This is a genomic window from Rudaea sp. (genome assembly GCF_047601565.1).
In the GTDB taxonomy this organism is placed as follows: domain Bacteria; phylum Pseudomonadota; class Gammaproteobacteria; order Xanthomonadales; family Rhodanobacteraceae; genus Rudaea.
Genome location: NZ_JASGIY010000001.1, coordinates 3,706,016 through 3,721,870, shown reverse-complemented (window position 1 = coordinate 3,721,870; position 15,855 = coordinate 3,706,016). Strand labels below are relative to the sequence as shown.

11 protein-coding genes are annotated in these 15,855 nt (G+C 66.8%); 8 read left to right on the top strand and 3 right to left on the bottom strand.

From position 1 onward, the window contains the following. Window positions 1-94 precede the first annotated feature (94 nt). Window positions 95-433, bottom strand: a complete 339-nt coding sequence (locus QM741_RS16510) for a DMT family protein (RefSeq protein ID WP_415208728.1) — start codon at window positions 431-433, stop codon at window positions 95-97. Between the two features lie 89 nt (window positions 434-522). Here QM741_RS16510 and QM741_RS16505 point away from each other — a divergent pair, with 89 nt between their 5' ends. The 5 genes from QM741_RS16505 (at window position 523) to QM741_RS16485 (ending at window position 8,290) form a co-directional block, all read left to right on the top strand. Then, window positions 523-1,458, top strand: coding sequence for an isoaspartyl peptidase/L-asparaginase family protein (locus QM741_RS16505; protein ID WP_415208727.1), 936 nt, complete (start codon window positions 523-525; stop codon window positions 1,456-1,458). Window positions 1,459-1,593: 135 nt separating this feature from the next. Then, on the top strand, window positions 1,594-2,295 hold the full coding sequence (locus tag QM741_RS16500) for a hypothetical protein (protein ID WP_415208726.1): 702 nt from the start codon (window positions 1,594-1,596) through the stop codon (window positions 2,293-2,295). Window positions 2,296-2,323: 28 nt separating this feature from the next. After that, window positions 2,324-5,005 (top strand): S8 family serine peptidase, encoded by a 2,682-nt coding sequence (locus QM741_RS16495; protein ID WP_415209152.1) that lies wholly within the window; start codon window positions 2,324-2,326, stop codon window positions 5,003-5,005. Window positions 5,006-5,028: 23 nt separating this feature from the next. Beyond that, entirely contained in the window at window positions 5,029-5,532 is a 504-nt protein-coding gene (locus QM741_RS16490; RefSeq protein WP_415208725.1) for a hypothetical protein, read from the top strand. A 316-nt stretch (window positions 5,533-5,848) separates the two neighbouring features. Beyond that, window positions 5,849-8,290 (top strand): EAL domain-containing protein, encoded by a 2,442-nt coding sequence (locus QM741_RS16485; protein WP_415208724.1) that lies wholly within the window; start codon window positions 5,849-5,851, stop codon window positions 8,288-8,290. 10 nt (window positions 8,291-8,300) lie between these two features. Here the strand turns inward: QM741_RS16485 and QM741_RS16480 are convergent, their stop codons facing one another. Together QM741_RS16480 and QM741_RS16475 are read right to left on the bottom strand one after the other, a co-directional pair. Continuing rightward, window positions 8,301-8,879, bottom strand: coding sequence for a response regulator transcription factor (locus QM741_RS16480; RefSeq protein WP_415208723.1), 579 nt, complete (start codon window positions 8,877-8,879; stop codon window positions 8,301-8,303). A gap of 30 nt (window positions 8,880-8,909) precedes the next feature. Beyond that, a complete protein-coding gene (locus QM741_RS16475; RefSeq protein WP_415208722.1) occupies window positions 8,910-10,232 on the bottom strand; it encodes an ATP-binding protein in 1,323 nt (440 codons plus the stop codon). A gap of 289 nt (window positions 10,233-10,521) precedes the next feature. Here QM741_RS16475 and QM741_RS16470 point away from each other — a divergent pair, with 289 nt between their 5' ends. The 3 genes from QM741_RS16470 to QM741_RS16460 all read left to right on the top strand — a co-directional run bounded on the left by QM741_RS16470 (window position 10,522) and on the right by QM741_RS16460 (window position 15,604). Beyond that, window positions 10,522-11,955 carry an MdtA/MuxA family multidrug efflux RND transporter periplasmic adaptor subunit gene (locus QM741_RS16470; RefSeq protein ID WP_415208721.1) on the top strand — a complete coding sequence of 478 codons (1,434 nt, stop codon included), beginning with the start codon at window positions 10,522-10,524 and terminating at the stop codon, window positions 11,953-11,955. Between the two features lie 162 nt (window positions 11,956-12,117). Continuing rightward, entirely contained in the window at window positions 12,118-12,291 is a 174-nt protein-coding gene (locus QM741_RS16465; RefSeq protein WP_415208720.1) for a hypothetical protein, read from the top strand. A gap of 55 nt (window positions 12,292-12,346) precedes the next feature. Beyond that, window positions 12,347-15,604, top strand: a complete 3,258-nt coding sequence (locus tag QM741_RS16460) for an efflux RND transporter permease subunit (protein ID WP_415208719.1) — start codon at window positions 12,347-12,349, stop codon at window positions 15,602-15,604. Window positions 15,605-15,855 lie beyond the last annotated feature (251 nt).

The window sequence follows — 15,855 nt, the reverse complement described above, 5'->3', positions numbered from 1 at the left end:
GCTCGGCCTTCGGCCCGGCTTCGCCGTTCGCGATTGCTCCTGCAATCGCAGTCGGCAATCCATGCCGGAATGACGAGCAAAAAAAGCGATGGGGCTATTCGAGGAAGATGAAGAACGCCGCCGCGACGATCAGCGCGAATCCGACCATGTGGTTCCACTTGATCGTCGCACCCAGGTACATCGTCGAGAAGGCGACGAAGACGACCAGCGTGATGATCTCCTGGATCGTCTTCAACTGCGCCGGGTTGTAGACGCGATAGCCGATGCGGTTGCCCGGCACCTGCAGGCAGTATTCGAAAAAGGCGATGCCCCAGCTCGCGAGCACCACGATCCACAGCGGCTGGTCGGTGAACTTCAGGTGGCCGTACCAGGCGAACGTCATGAACACGTTCGAGGCGAGCAGCAGCGCAAGCGGGGCGAGATAGTTCGTCATTTCGGAATTCCGGGTCGGCTTCGTCGCATATACTGATGTTTCTTTCCGGACTGCGCCATGCCGTCGTTCTGTTTCCTGGAGTCGTTTCGATGAATCACGCCGCCGCGCCCGTTCTCGTCATCCACGGTGGCGCCGGCGTGGTGAAAAAGGAAATGAGGCCGGAGAAGGAAAAGGCGGCGCGCGCCGGGCTCGAACGCGCGTTGCAGGCCGGCTACGCCGTGTTGCAGGCGGGTGGCAGCAGCCTCGACGCGGTGGAAAAGGCGATCGTGGCACTCGAGGACGATCCGAACTTCAACGCCGGCCGCGGCGCGGTGTTCAACCACGACGGCAGGAACGAACTCGACGCCTCGATCATGGACGGCGCGACGTTGCGTGCCGGCGCGGTCGCCAATGTGCACCGCATCCGCAATCCGATCGAACTGGCGCGCGCGGTGATGGAGAAATCCGAACACGTCATGCTGATCGACGACGGCGCGGAACAGTTCGCGCAATCGATCGGCATGCCACTGGTCGATCCGGAATACTTCTACACCGAGGAACGCTGGCAGGCGTTGCAGCGGGCATTGGAAGAAGAAAAGACGAACACCGCCGAGCCCGGCAAGACGCCGCACCACGGCACGGTCGGCGCGGTCGCGCTCGACGCGCGCGGCAATCTCGCCGCGGGCACCTCGACCGGCGGCATGACCAACAAGCGCTTCGGCCGCGTCGGCGACTCGCCGATCATCGGCGCGGGCACCTACGCCGATGCGCGCTGCGCCGTGTCGGCGACGGGGTGGGGTGAGTTCTACCTCCGCGCCACCGTCGCGCGCGACATCTGCGCGCGCGTCGAATACCGCGGCGATGCCGTGAGCAAGGCGGCCGGCGACGTCGTCCTCGGCGTCATTCCCGAACTCGGCGGCGACGGCGGCGTGATCGCGCTCGACAAGGACGGCAACATCGCCATGCCGTTCAACACCGACGGCATGTTCCGCGGCTGGATCGGCCGCGACGGCAAGGCGCACGTGGCGATCTACGCGGGCGAATGAGTGTTGCATCGCGCCATCGATATGGCTTGCGGGCCTAGCACATCCTCTGTTAGTTTCGCCTGAAATTCTGTCGGCGTTGCGGCATCGGCGCTCGACGGGCGATTTCACCCACCGGCGAAGGATCACCCCGTGAAAATGTCCCGCTCCCGCAATCCCGGTTGGATACTGGCCACTGCTCTCGTGCTGTTGTCGTGCGACGGGGCGTTCGCGGCGGAAGACGATCCCATTCCCAATCCGTACCACAGTGGCGTGTTCGCCCGCACTGCGCCCTCGGACGAGGACTTGGCGGCCTACGCCAAGTCGCTGGAAACCTATGCGCGCAGGCCGCGCCGCGCGGCGGGCGTAGGCGAGCTTCTCACCGACAAGGAAGGCCGCAGCAACGAACTGATCCTGCTGGCCGACGACGACAACGCGGCCTTGCGTGCGCTGGTGCCGGCGCTGGCCGAGTCGAAACCGGGCGAAATCCACGCCGAGGACGCGATCGTGCTCGGCATCGAAAACGGCGACAAGTCCGTCATTGCCAATTTCGCCAACCCGATCGACGCACGCTACGTCGTCGACAACGACCGCGCCGACGAGGCGACGCGCGAGTTGTTCAAGTACGACGATCCCTACCGTGCGCCTGCTGCGCTACGCCGTGCTGCGCTATGCCTCGATCGACGAGGCCTTGAAGGCGTTCGATACGCTGAGCAGGCAATTGGGCAACGGCGTGGTCGGCCTGAATTCCGTCGGCCGGTTTTCGGCGCGGCAAAGTTACGAGCCGGGCGATGCTTATTATGCGTTCGACTCCCTCAACCCGAACTACAACTATCAAGGCCATACTACACCCACCAATGAGGCGCAGTACCAGTGGGGCCTGCAGGCGATGAAATTCCCGTTGGCCTGGCGCACCACGCGCGGGCACGGCTACATCGGCACGCTCGACAGCGGCGTCGAGGAAATTCCAGATCCCGTGCGCTGGGATACGAGCAAGCAGAAATGGCCGCTGGCCAAGCATGCCGACTTGCGCGCGAATTATCGGCCGCAGTTTTCGAATTACGACGTGCCCATTCCACCCGGTAGCGAAACGATTCCCGGTTTCAGCTTCGCTGCGCACGGTACGCATGTCAGCGGCATATTGGCGGCGACGACCAATGGTTCGGGCGTGGCCGGCGCGTGCCCAGATTGCAGTCTTGCGATGATCCGGAGAGATGGGGATTTAGGCGACGACGCGAGTGGAGTTCACAAATTCGCCGAACGTGGAGTGCAAGCGTTCAACATGAGTTTTGAATGGGACGACGATTTAGGAGACGGATACGACAGATGGGATTGCCCTGTAGCAATAAATACCCATCCAGTGTATTCAGTGGGTGTGCAGGCTTTCTGCGACGGGCTGACATTGGCTGCGAACTACGATTCGCTTCCTCTTGCAGCAGCGGGGAATTTTGCCCAGACTGGTCCCGCTTTCCCCGCCCGCGTCGATTCCGTACTTGCGGTGGCTGGTGCGCAATATGAGCCGGCCAATTCCTACGGCTGGCTGCCTTGGGCTTACACGCCCATCCCTCATGCTTATTCGGTCTCCCTGGACGACGGTACCAACTATGGCGGAAAATATGCCGTCACCGCGCCGGCAAAGCGCATCGTTTCGACCTTTCCGTTGGCCGTCGAATGGAGCTCGGAATCCTGGATAAAGTGTTCCGATATCTATCCGACTGACGAATCCGGGCCGCCGCGTACTTCAAACGAGGCCTCGGACGGCTACGGCAGTTGCACCGGTACCTCGATGGCCGCACCGCACGTCACCGCGCTGGCCGGCATCCTGCGCTCGGTCAATCCGCTGCTCAACGCCGGGCAGATCAAGGACATCCTCCGTGCGAGCAGCGACCATTACCACGCCGACCCCAATCAGAACGATCCGGTGATCGGCAGCGGCATGCCCGACGCGAACCTCGCCGTCGCCAAGACGCTGCAGACCAATGCGGACCGGCTGACGCCGCTGTTCGCGTTCTACAGCACCAACCGCCGCGACCGCTTCTACACCACCGTGCCGCAGATGGGCAGCGCCGCGGCAATGGGCACGCTGGAGCCGAGGGGCAGCGGCGCCGCATCCACGATCCGTTATGGCTCGCAGGGCACCACCATCGCCACCTATGGGGGGTTCCCCGGCCTGTCGCAGTTTTCCCCGACGATATTGCCCAAGGCCGAGGCTTGGGTGTTCACCACGCCGCAGAATCCGGTCAACCCGACCGACCCGCTGCTGCCGCTGTATCGCCTGTCGTGGAAATGCGGCGACGACACGCCCGTGCCGCCGACGTCGGTCTGCAACGCCTCGAACCAGCAGCACATCGACGTGGCGTATACCACCAGCGCCGTTGCGCTCGATGCGTTCAAGAGCATCGGCTACGCGCTTGACGGCATCGAAGGCTATGTCTTCCCCAAGACCAGCCCGCAGCCGCCCGGCACGGTGAAGCTGCTGAGCCGCTACAACCCCACTCTCGACGACAACGCGATCTTTCCCGAAACGCTTGCCGCCTCGATGACGGGCTACACGGACAGTTCCGAACCCGACGGCTGGCTCGGCTACGTCTATGTCAATACCGGCACGAAGCCGGTACCGGTCGCACAACCGCACTACGTCAAGCGCACGCTGGCGTTCGCGCCGCAATGGGCCACCGCGGCGCGCGTGGTCTGCAACGATGCGCTCAACAGTTACTGTCGCCTGACCGAGGTCGAGGTACGCGACGACCGCAACTGGGCCGCGGCGGCGAATGACGCCACGGCCAGCGCCTCGAGCACCTACAGCGCCAACTACCCGGCGGCCGCGGCGATCGACGGCGACCGCCTCGGCGCGAACTGGTCCCACGGCGGCGGCTGGAACGATGCGAACGCCGGGGTGTTTCCCGACTGGCTGCAGGTGAGTTTCGCCGCTTCGCACGTCATCGATACCGTGACCGTGTACACCCTGCAGGACAATTTCCCCAATCCGGCCGAGCCCGACGATACGCTGACGTTCAGCGCCTACGGCCTGACCGCGTTCGACGTGCAGGTCTGGAATGGATCGGCCTGGGCCACCGTGGCCTCCGTCACCGGCAACAACCTGGTCAAGCGCAAGGTGGGTTTCGCGCCGGTGTCGACCAGCGCGATCCGCATCGTCTGCAATGCGGGCCAGGCGACCGCCGGCGCGTACAGCCGCATCGTCGAAGTCGAGGCGCGCGACGGCCGCAACTGGGCCGCCGCGGCCAACGGCGCCACGGCCAGCGCATCGAGCGTCTACAACGCCAACTATCCGGTGGCGGCGATCATCGACGGCGATCGCAAGGGCCTGAACTGGGCCCGCGGCGGCGGCTGGAACGACGCCACCGCGGACGTGTTTCCCGACTGGGCGCGCATCGACTTCAATACCACGCACTGGTTCAGCCAGGTCAGCGTCTACACATTGCAGGACAACTACGCGAACCCGGTCGAACCGACCGATACGACGCGGTTCACCCTGTTCGGCATCACGGCGTTCGATGTGCAGGTCTGGAACGGCGCGAACTGGATCAGCCTGGGCACGGTGAGCAATTGAATCGCGGCGCGGGAGAGAATCCGATGTTCACCTTGAGAAAGGTTCTTGCTGCGTGCGCCTTGTTGCTGGCAACCGGTCTGCCGACTGCGGTATTCGCCTTCGATGAAACGCTGACGTTTCGGCTCAATGCGCAGGGCGAGATCGAGGCAATAGTTACAGGGTTGACTCGAGGTTTTGGCTGTAATGGGCAAGGTGCCAGTGTAGAGTTCGATCCACCATCATCGATAGCGGTTTCTGGCAACGAAATACTTATCGTATCGGTATACAAAGGTGGGCTTTGCTCCATACCAAGAGATCCACAGGTATATCAGCAGGTGGCCAACCTCGGATACCTTGAGGGCAGTACCTATCATATAGTCTGGAACGAAGGCTCGCCGCTGCCGATCCGCTTCTTGGAGGCGACGTTGAACACGTCCGACCCATACTCCGTAACCGCACCGGCATTGTCGCCGTGGGGGTTGTGCATGTTGTTGCTGTCGATGGCGGGCGTTTCGCTGTTCGCGTTGCACAGAAGGGTCTCACGGTAGAGCGGCCGGCGAGATCATCGGTGCTTGTTCGTACGTTGCCATCCGTGGCACTGAAATCCCCTCAGCCCGCTGTCGCGGGCTTCGACCCTGCCGGAATGACGACGCTCGTTTACGAAAGGGCGATAACATGGGCGCGGTGAACGATTCGTTGGCGAATCGCCGTCTGGAATTGCTTCACGGAATCCAGTAGCCTCGGACGCCGATTCGTCGGTTGATTTGCGGAAGCGGGACGCGTCCGGCGCAGTGACGGCTACGGTTTGGGGTGGCCCGCCTGCGAGCCGCGACGCGGCGGCGGTTTTTCAATCTGGGGCGGCGGGTGGATTGGCGAAGCGGCAAGTGGTCGGCTGTGGCGAAGGCCCTGGTCACTGCATTGGCTTTGGACCTCGCGGCGCGCGCGGTCATCGTGCTGGCCACTCCAGCGAATCCCTATGCCTTGCTTTGGCCGATCAGCGGCGTCGCCCTCGCGTTCGTCTACTACTGGGGCTGGCCGGCCCTGCTCGGCGTCGCGCTCGGCTCGCTGGCCCACAATCTGCTGTCCGACTGGCAATGGTTCAGCCTGCCGCAGGGCGGGGACGCGGGCGAATCCGCTTTCGCCTCCGCCGCCACGCTGGTGACGATCTGCTTCGCCGGCGTGATCCAGTCGTGGCTGTCGGCGCACGTTCTGCGCTCGCGCATGCCGGCGTTGCGCGAGGGCTCGCTGTCCGTGTCCGGATGGCTGTGGATGTTCGTGCTGGCCGGGCCCGTGGCCTGCCTGCTGAGAGCGGCGATGCTCGGTTTGGCGTTGGGCTGGATCGCGCTGCCGCTGCATGCGGAGAGCCTCGCGTTCGCGAGCGTCATGTGGGTGGCGGGCACGCTGGGGATCTGGATGGCGATGCCGCTCATCGTGTTGCGCGAGCTGCGCGTCGATGCGGCCCACCTGGCGCGGGAGCGGCTGCGCAATCCGTGGATCGTGCTTGCGCTCGTCGCCATTCCGGCCTGGGCGCTGGCGGCCTACATCGGCGCGCAACAGGCGGCGCGCGAGCAGCAGCGTTTCGCCCAGCTCGCCAATGCGCACCGCGGCGAGATGCAGGCGAGCCTGGACCTCGCCGGGCAGAAACTGAGCGCGTTGCGCGCCTACTACCGCGCGACCGGCGAGGTGACGCCCGACCGTTTCGTCCAGTTCGCCGACGAACTGCTCGAGCGCACGCCGTTGTTGCTCGGCATCGGCTGGGCCGCGCGCATCGCCGAGCGCGAACGTGCCGCGGCCGAGGCCACGTTGGCGGAACAGTCGCTGCGTCCGGCGACGTTGACCGAGCTCGATGCCGCGGGCGATTTCGTGCCGGCGGCGCGGCGCGCGGAGTACTGGCCGTTGCTGCGCATCGCGCCCGCCGAACGCATGCCGCTTTTGGGTCTGGACCTCGCCGCCGAACCGCGCGGCCGCGAGGCGCTGCGCGCCGCGCAGGGGAGCGGCCTGACCGCGTCATCCGGGCGCGCGATCCTCGCAGGTTCCGACGGTGCACGCGTGCCGGCGCTGTTCCTGTATCTGGCCACGCTGCGCCCGCCGGGCGCCGTGGTCGCGGCGCTCGAGGTGCAGACGCTGCTCTGCAGCCAGCCGATGGGCCAGCGCCTGCTGGCCGAGGGGCACGGGTTGGCGCTCGACGATGCCGGCGGCGAGGTGGTCGCGCAGATGGAGCCGCAGCCCGGCGTGCTGCACGACGCCGATCCGGCGCTGGCGCAGCGGTTCGACCTGCGGATCGGCGCCGAAGTCTGGCGCCTTCGCGTGACCACGGCGAAGGCCGCGCTGCCGTACCTGAGCGCGCCGTTGTGGTGGTTCGGGCAGACCCTGCCGCAACTCCTGTGCGCGCTGGTCGGCCTGTTCCTCGCGCTGCTCGCGAGCAACGAGCGGCAGGTGGCCGAACTCGAGCGCCACTACTCGGGCTACATCGAGGGGCACCGCCGCGAGGCCGCGCGGCGCACGCGCGCCGCGACGGCGGCCGACGCGGCGATCGCGGCGGCGTGGGATGCGCGCGCGTTCGAGCCGCGATTCCAGCCCATCGTCGACGTGCGCAGCGGCGAGATCCGCGGCATCGAGGCGCTGTTGCGCTGGCACGGCGCGCCGGCGGACATGGCCACGAGCGACGTCATCGACTGGGCGGAGCGGCACGGCCTCATCGGCGAACTCGACCACGACATGTTCGCGGCGACGTTGCGCGCCGCCGCCGACTGGCCGCTCGCGCGCCTGCCGGGGTTCACCATCTCGGTCAACGTCTCCGCCAGCGACATGCAGCATCCGCTCTGGGCCGAGCAGATGCTGGGCGAACTCGCGAGCTGCGGCATCGCCGGGCGCAACCTGTGCGTGGAGATCACCGAGGGCGTGCTGATCCGCGCCGAAAGCGGGCTGCTCGCCCAACTCGGCGCGCTGCGCGCCGCCGGCGTGCGCATCGCGCTCGACGACTTCGGCACGGGCTATTCCTCGATCGCCTACCTGCGCCAGTTGCCGGTGGACCGCATCAAGCTCGATCGCGTCTTCGTCTCCGATCTGCCGGACGACGAGAAGGCGCGGCGCATCGTCGCGAGCATCCTCGCGCTCGGGCATACGCTCGACATCGACCTCGTCGCCGAAGGAGTGGAGGACGCGCGCACCGCACAGGTGCTCGTGGCGCTCGGCTGCCGCCTCGTCCAGGGGCGGTTCTACTACGCCGACGCGCTCGACGCGCGGTCCATGCGCGCATTGCTCGTGCGCCAGGCGGGAACGCAGCCGCAGCGCGCGCGCGCTTGAGTACGACCCTTCAACGCGATTCGCGCACCGGATGCTTGGCCAGCTTGCGTTGCAGCGTGCGCCGGTGCAGTCCGAGGCGGCGCGCGGTTTCCGAGACGTTGCCGTCGCATTCGGCGAGCACGCGGTGGATGTGCTCCCATTCCAGCCGCTTCAGCGGCGGCGGCGCGTGCGGCAGCGCGACTTCGGCCGCGCCCGCGCCGTGCGCCTCGCCGGATCGCGGCGTCGCCAGCAGCGCGGCGACGATGGCGTCGGCATCGACCGGCTTGGCCAGGTAGTCGTCGGCGCCGCGCTTGATCGCCTCGACCGCGGTTGCGATCGAAGCGTAGCCGGTCAGCAGCAGGATGGGCAGTTCCGGGTGCAGCGCCTTCAATTCGGGAATCAGCGCGAGGCCGTTGTCGGCGCCGAGCTTGAGGTCGAGCACCGCGAACTGGAACGGCTGCGTGCGCAGCAGCGTGCGCGCCTGCGCGGCGTCGTGGGCGACGGCGGCTTCGAATCCGCGCGCGGCCAGCGCGCGCGCGAGCACGCGCGTGAATACTTCGTCGTCGTCGACGAGCAGTACGCGTTTGGTGTCGGTCGGATCGGAGGTCATGGCGGGATCGCGAAGGCGGCCCGTACGATTTTAGCGCGCTGCCGCGCGCAGCGCCGCCAGCGGCAGACTCAAGCGCGTTATCGTGCCGCCGCCGGGAGCCGGGTCGGCGCGCAGGTTGCCGTGGAAGCGTTCGATCGTCGCGTTGGTCAGCGCCAGGCCGAGACCGAGGCCGTCGCGCTTGCCGCTGACGAAGCGCATGCCCGCGGCCTGGCGTACGGCCTGCGGCAGGCCGTGGCCGTAGTCGCGCACTTCGACGGCGATGCCGGATTCGGTATATTTTGCGAAAAATTCCACTTTTGCGCTGCCGGCCTGGGCCGAGGCGTCGGCGGCGTTGTTGAGCAGGTTGAGGATGGCGTGGCGCAGCGCGGGCACGATGCGCAGCGGCGTCGCCTGCGCGGGCGGCGCCAGCGTGATTTCGAGATCGGTTGCGGGCCGCAGCAGGCGCAAGCGCGCGGCGCAGTCGGCGACGAAGTCGGCGAGGGTCTGTTCCTGCGCCTGTTCGTTCAATTGCGCGCTGCCGACCTGGACGAGTTCGCGCAGGATGTCGCGGCAGCGTTCGGCCTGGCCTGCGAGCAGGGCGAGATCCTCGGCCAGCGGCGTGCCGGCCGGATGTTCGCGGCGCAGTTCGCCGACCAGCGTGCGGATCGTCGACAGCGGCGTGTTGAGTTCGTGCGCCGCGCCTGCGGCCTGGGTCGCGATCGCGAGGATGCCCTCGTCGCGCAGCGCGCGCTCGCGCTCGCGCTGCGCGGCCGCCGCGCGTTCGCGCAGGTCGCGCGCGAGGCGCCAGATGAAGAAGCCGAGCAGCACGGCGCTGATCGCGAAATTCACCGCCATGCCGAACACGTGCAGGTTGAAATCGCGCGCCGCCTCGGCTTGCGTGCCGTATATGGCGTGGTTGGCGATGTCGGGCAGCGGTTCGTGGCGGAACAGCACGGCGAGATAGGCGAAGCAGGCGATCAGCACGGCGGCCGCGAGATGGCGCGGCGACAACGTCATCGCCGCGAGCGCGATCGGCACGATGTAGAGTGAGACGAACGGGTTGGTCGCGCCGCCGGTGAGGTATAGGAGATAGCCGAGCACGCACGTATCGACGGCGAGATGGGCGACGACTTCGGTTTCGCCGACCGGCCAGGGTTGGCGCAGCCGCCACCATACGAAAACGTCGAACGCGCCCAGCGCGGCGATGCCGGCGAGCAGGGGCCCTTCCGCGATGGGCAGCCTCAGCAGACGCGCGACGGCGAGCACGGTGGCGAGCTGGCCGACCACGGCGCAGACGCGCAGCCATGCCAGCGTTACGGCGAGGGTGCGCGGGCTGTACGGTGCGGGCGCTCGGATCGAAATCGGACTGTGCATGGTCGGATGGCGGTGCGGATGCGTATTTTGCCGCATCCGCGGCGGCAGCCGTGGAAACCGGTTCCGGCGATCCTTTCGCCGGGGAGTGACGATCGGCACTGCGATACCCATCAAATTTGTAGTGCAATCCCACGTTTCGAGGCCGGACTCGGCAAATGCGGCCGCAACCGGTTACATACGTTTACAGGCTTTTGTCCGGACAGCGATGGCGCATTCATGCGCCGCGCGGTAACGTGGCGGCCGTTTTGCTGTCCATAGCCAAAACTTTCGATCCGGCCCAGACTCTTCGATGAAACCGATCACTCCGAACAAACGTCCCCGGCGCAAATGGCTGCCTTATCTGATCGTGCTCGGCGTCGTCGTCGCGGTCGCCGCGGCCGGCTATTTCCTGGCGATGCGCACGCAGTACGCGCAGATGGCGCAGATGATGCAAATGCGCGGCGGCGCGCGTGGCGGCCGCACTGGCGCGTCGGGCGCGCGTCCGACGGGGGCAGGCGGGTTCCAGCCGGCGCCGATGCCGGTGGGCACGGCGACCGCGGTCGTCGGCGACATCAAGATCACCCTGAGCGGGCTCGGCTCGGTCACGCCGCTGCGCACCGTCGCGGTCGGCGCGCAGGTCGCGGGCCAGCTGCTCAGCGTCAAGTTCGACGAAGGGCAGATGGTCAAGCAGGGCGACCTGCTCGCCGAGATCGATCCGCGCCCCTACCAGGCCGCGCTCGAGCAGGCGCAGGGCGCGCTCGCGCGCGACCAGGCGACGCTGGCGAACGCGAAGACCGACCTCGCGCGCTACCAGACCCTGTTCGAGCAGGATTCGATCGCGCGCCAGCAGCTCGATTCGCAGAAGTCGCTCGTGCACCAGTACGAGGGCACGCTGAGCGCCGACCAGGGCGCGGTCGCGGCGGCCAAGGTCAATCTCGTCTACACGAAGATCACCGCGCCGATCGGCGGCCGCGTCGGCCTGCGCGCGGTCGATCCGGGCAACAACGTGTCGAACGGCACGGCGATCGTCACGATCACGCAGTTGAAGCCGGTCAACGTGCTGTTCACGATCACCGAGGACAGCCTGCCCGCCGTGGTCAAGCAGCTGCACGCCGGCAACAAGCTGCCCGTCGACGCCTGGGACCGCGGCCTGAAGAACAAGCTCGCCGACGGCGTGCTCGCGAGCCTCGACAACCAGATCGACACGAACACCGGCACGGTCAAGGTCAAGGCCGAGTTCGCCAACGACGACGAAAGCCTGTTCGCCAACCAGTTCGTCAACGTGCGCGTGCTGCTCGACACGCTGCGCGGCGCCACGGTGATCCCGACCTCGGCGCTGCAGCACGCGTCCAACGGCCTGTTCGTCTACGTGGTCAACCCGGCCGACAAGACCGTCGCGCAGCGCCCGGTGACGACCGGCCCGACCGAAGGCGAGCGCGTCGCGATCACCGACGGGGTCAAGCCCGGCGAGATCGTCGTCACCGACGGCATCGACAAGCTGCGCGAAGGCAGCGTCGTCGAGCTGCCCGCGACCAACGCGTCCGGCGACGCCGGCGCACCGGCGCACGCCGCGGCGCCGGCGCCGAGTCCCGACGCGCAGAAGCGCCAGTGGAGCGGGACAGGGCAGGGCCAGCATCGCCGCAACGCCAATGCCGACGGCACGGCGCAGAACAAGCCGGACGACACGAAGCCGGCTGATGCCAAACCTGCGGAGGCAAAGCCGGCGGAAGAGAAGAAGCAATGAACGACCGAGCGCAAACGCTCTTGCCTCGGCTTTTGATTCTGCCTTTGATTTCGGGCCCCCGTTCGACGCGGCGAGGGCATGACGAAAAGGCCTGCAAGGTCGCGCGCACGATGCGCGCGAGTTCGTTGCTTGGACAGGGACGTTCAATCAACGAACCCCGGCATGACCTCGCGTACCGCAGCGAAGCTGCGGCGCGGCGTCCGGGGCGGCGTCTTTTGGGTTACTTTTTCTTCGCTGGAGAAGAAAAAGTGCCCCGCGCGCTGGACGCGCGCGGAAAGGCGAATGGACGCGGTCAAGAAGAATCAAGAGCAAGATCAAAAGCCCCCCTCACCCTAACCCTCTCCCCCAACGATAGAGCCGTTGGGGGAGAGGGGACAAAGCGAGGCGTGAGATGAATCCGTCGCGCCCCTTCATCCTGCGCCCCGTCGCCACCACGCTGCTGATGGCGGCGATCCTGCTCGTCGGCATCCTCGCCTACCGCTACCTGCCTCTGTCCGCGCTGCCGGAAGTCGACTACCCGACGATCCAGATCACGACGCTCTATCCCGGCGCGAGCGCCGAAGTGATGACCTCGATGGTCACCGCGCCGCTCGAGCGCCAGATCGGCCAGATGCCCGGACTCAACCAGATGTCGTCGACGAGTTCGGCGGGCGCCTCGGTCGTGACCTTGCAGTTCAGCCTGGACCTGAGCCTCGACATCGCCGAGCAGCAGGTGCAGGCGGCGATCAACGCCTCGGGCAACCTGCTGCCGAGCGACCTGCCGCAGCCGCCGGTGTACAGCAAGGTCAATCCGGCCGACACCGCGGTGCTGACGATCGCGCTGATGTCGAAGTCGCTGCCGCTGACCCAGGTGCAGGACCTGGCCGATACGCGCCTGGCGCAGAAGATCTCGCAGATCGACGGCGTCGGCCTCGTCACCCTGTCGGGCGGCCAGCGCCCTGCGGTGCGCATCCAGGCGAATCCGGCTTCGCTTGCATCGTTAGGCATGAGCCTGGAGGACCTGCGCACCGCGATCACCGGCGCCAACGTCAACGGGCCGAAAGGTTCGTTCGACGGGCCGACGCGCTCGTACACGATCGATGGCAACGACCAGATCAAGTCCGTGGCCGAGTACGCCAACATCGTCATCGCCTACAAGAGCGGCGCGCCGGTCTACCTGCGCGACGTCGCCGACGTGGTCGAGGGCGCCGAGAACGACAAGCTCGCGGCGTGGAAGGACGCGACGCCGGCGATCATCATGAACATCCAGCGCCAGCCCGGCGCCAACGTGATCGAAGTCGTCGATCGGGTGAAGGCGATGCTGCCGACGCTGACCGCGTCGATGCCGGCCGCGGTCGACGTGGCCGTGCTGACCGACCGCACCGTGACCGTGCGCGCCTCGGTCGAGGACGTGCAGTTCGAGCTGCTGCTCTCGGTCGTGCTCGTCGTGCTCGTGATTTTCCTGTTCCTGCGCAACCTGCCGGCGACGATCATCCCGAGCTTCTCGGTGCCGCTGTCGCTGATCGGCACGTTCGCGGTCATGTACCTCGCCGGCTTCAGCCTCAACAACCTGACGATGATGGCGCTGACGATCGCGACCGGCTTCGTCGTCGACGACGCGATCGTGATGATCGAGAACATCGCGCGCTATCTCGAGGAAGGCGACACGCCGTTCGAGGCCGCGCTCAAGGGCTCGGGCCAGATCGGCTTCACGATCGTGTCGCTGACGATCTCGCTGATCGCGGTGCTGATCCCGCTGCTGTTCATGGGCGACGTGGTCGGTCGGCTGTTCCGCGAATTCGCGATCACGCTCGCGGTGACGATCCTGATCTCGGCCGTGGTCTCGCTGACCCTCGTGCCGATGCTGTGCGCGAAGATCCTGAAACACCACAAGCCCGAGGACGAGTCGCGTTTCGCGCGCAAGTCGCACGAGTTGATCGATCGCACGATCGAGGTCTACGGGCGCTGGCTCAACTGGGTGCTCGACCGCCAGCGCGCGACGCTGATCGTCGCCGTCGCCACGCTCGTGCTGACGGTGATCCTCTACGTCGTCGTGCCCAAGGGCTTCTTCCCGGTGCAGGACACCGGCGTGATCCAGGGCATTTCCGAGGCGCCGCAATCGGTTTCGTTCGCGGCGATGGCCGAGCGCCAGCAGCAGCTCGCGGCGCTGATCCTCAAGGACCCCGCGGTCGAATCGCTGTCCTCGTTCATCGGCGTCGACGGCACCAACACGACGCTCAACAGCGGGCGCCTGCTGATCAACCTCAAGCCGCACGGCGAGCGCGACGGCGCGGAAGCCGTGATCCGCCGCCTGCAGGACGACGCGGCCCAACTCGCCGGCATCTCGCTCTACCTGCAGCCGGTGCAGGACCTGACGATCGAGGATCGCGTCAGCCGCACCCAGTACCAGTTCACGCTCGCCTCGCCCGACATCGGGGATCTCAATACCTGGGTGCCGAAACTGGTCGAGAAGCTGCGCGCGCAGCCCGAACTCGCCGACGTCGCCAGCGACCTGCAGTCGCAGGGCCTGCAGGCCTATCTCGACATCGACCGCGACACCGCGGGTCGCCTCGGCATCACTCCGGCGGCGATCGACAACATCCTCTACGACGCGTTCGGCCAGCGCCTGGTCTCGACGATCTTCACCGAGTCGAACCAGTACCGCGTCGTGCTCGAAGCGAAGCCCGAATTCCAGAACGGTCCGGACGCGCTCAACAAGATGTACATCCCGGGGTTGTCGGGTGCGAACAACGTTTCGCAAACCTCCTCCAGTTCGTTGTCGACGTCGAGTTCCAGCGCCACCTCCACCACGAGCACGGCGACCACCTCGGGCAGCACGATCAGCACGGCCACGGCCAGCACGAGCACGAACGGGCAGGTGCCGATCACGACCGTGGCCAGGCTCAGCGAGCGCGCCGCGCCGCTCGTCATCAACCATCTCGCCCAGTTCCCGGCGGCCACGGTGTCGTTCAACCTCGCGCCGGGCGCCTCGCTCGGCGCCGCGGTCGAGCGCATCCGGCAGATCGAGCAGGAGCTCGGCATGCCGGCGAGCATCGAGACCAAGTTCCAAGGCGCGGCGGCGGCGTTCCAAGCCTCGCTGACCAACACGGTGCTGCTGATCCTCGCCGCGGTCGTGACGATGTACATCGTGCTCGGCGTGCTCTACGAAAGCTTCATCCATCCGATCACGATCCTGTCGACGCTGCCGTCGGCCGGCATCGGCGCGCTGCTCGCGCTGCTGCTCGCGCGCAGCGACCTCGGCATCGTCGGCATCATCGGCATCATCCTGCTGATCGGCATCGTCAAGAAGAACGCGATCATGATGGTCGACTTCGCCCTCGACGCCGAGCGCGAGCAGGGCCTGGCGCCGCGCGAGGCGATCTACCAGGCCTGCCTGCTGCGCTTCCGCCCGATCCTGATGACCACGCTCGCGGCGCTGTTCGGCGCGCTGCCGCTGATGCTCGGCACGGGCGTCGGCTCGGAGCTGCGCCATCCGCTCGGCGTGACCATCGTCGGCGGCCTGATCGTTTCGCAGGTGCTGACCTTGTTCACGACGCCGGTGATCTATCTCGCGTTCGATCGCGTGCAGCAGCGCCTCGGGCGGCGCCTTGCGCCGCCGGACGAGGCAGCGCATGGCGGCGCGGCGGGCGAGGGGGAGGCGCACGCATGACCGCGCGCGCTTATCTTCTTTGCTCGTTATTCCCGCTAAAGCAGGAATCCAGTGACTTTGCTCTTGATTTGGATGTTGGCGCGTCCGTTCGGTTTTCCGCGCGCGTCCGGCGCGCGGGTCACTTTCTCTTGCTTGTGCAAGAGAAAGTGACCAAAGAGAACACACCCCGGAAGCCGCGCCCTCCGCGCTTCGCGCTGCGGGTGCGCGAGGACAGGCCGGGGTTCGTTGAACGCACGTCCGTGTGCGTACAA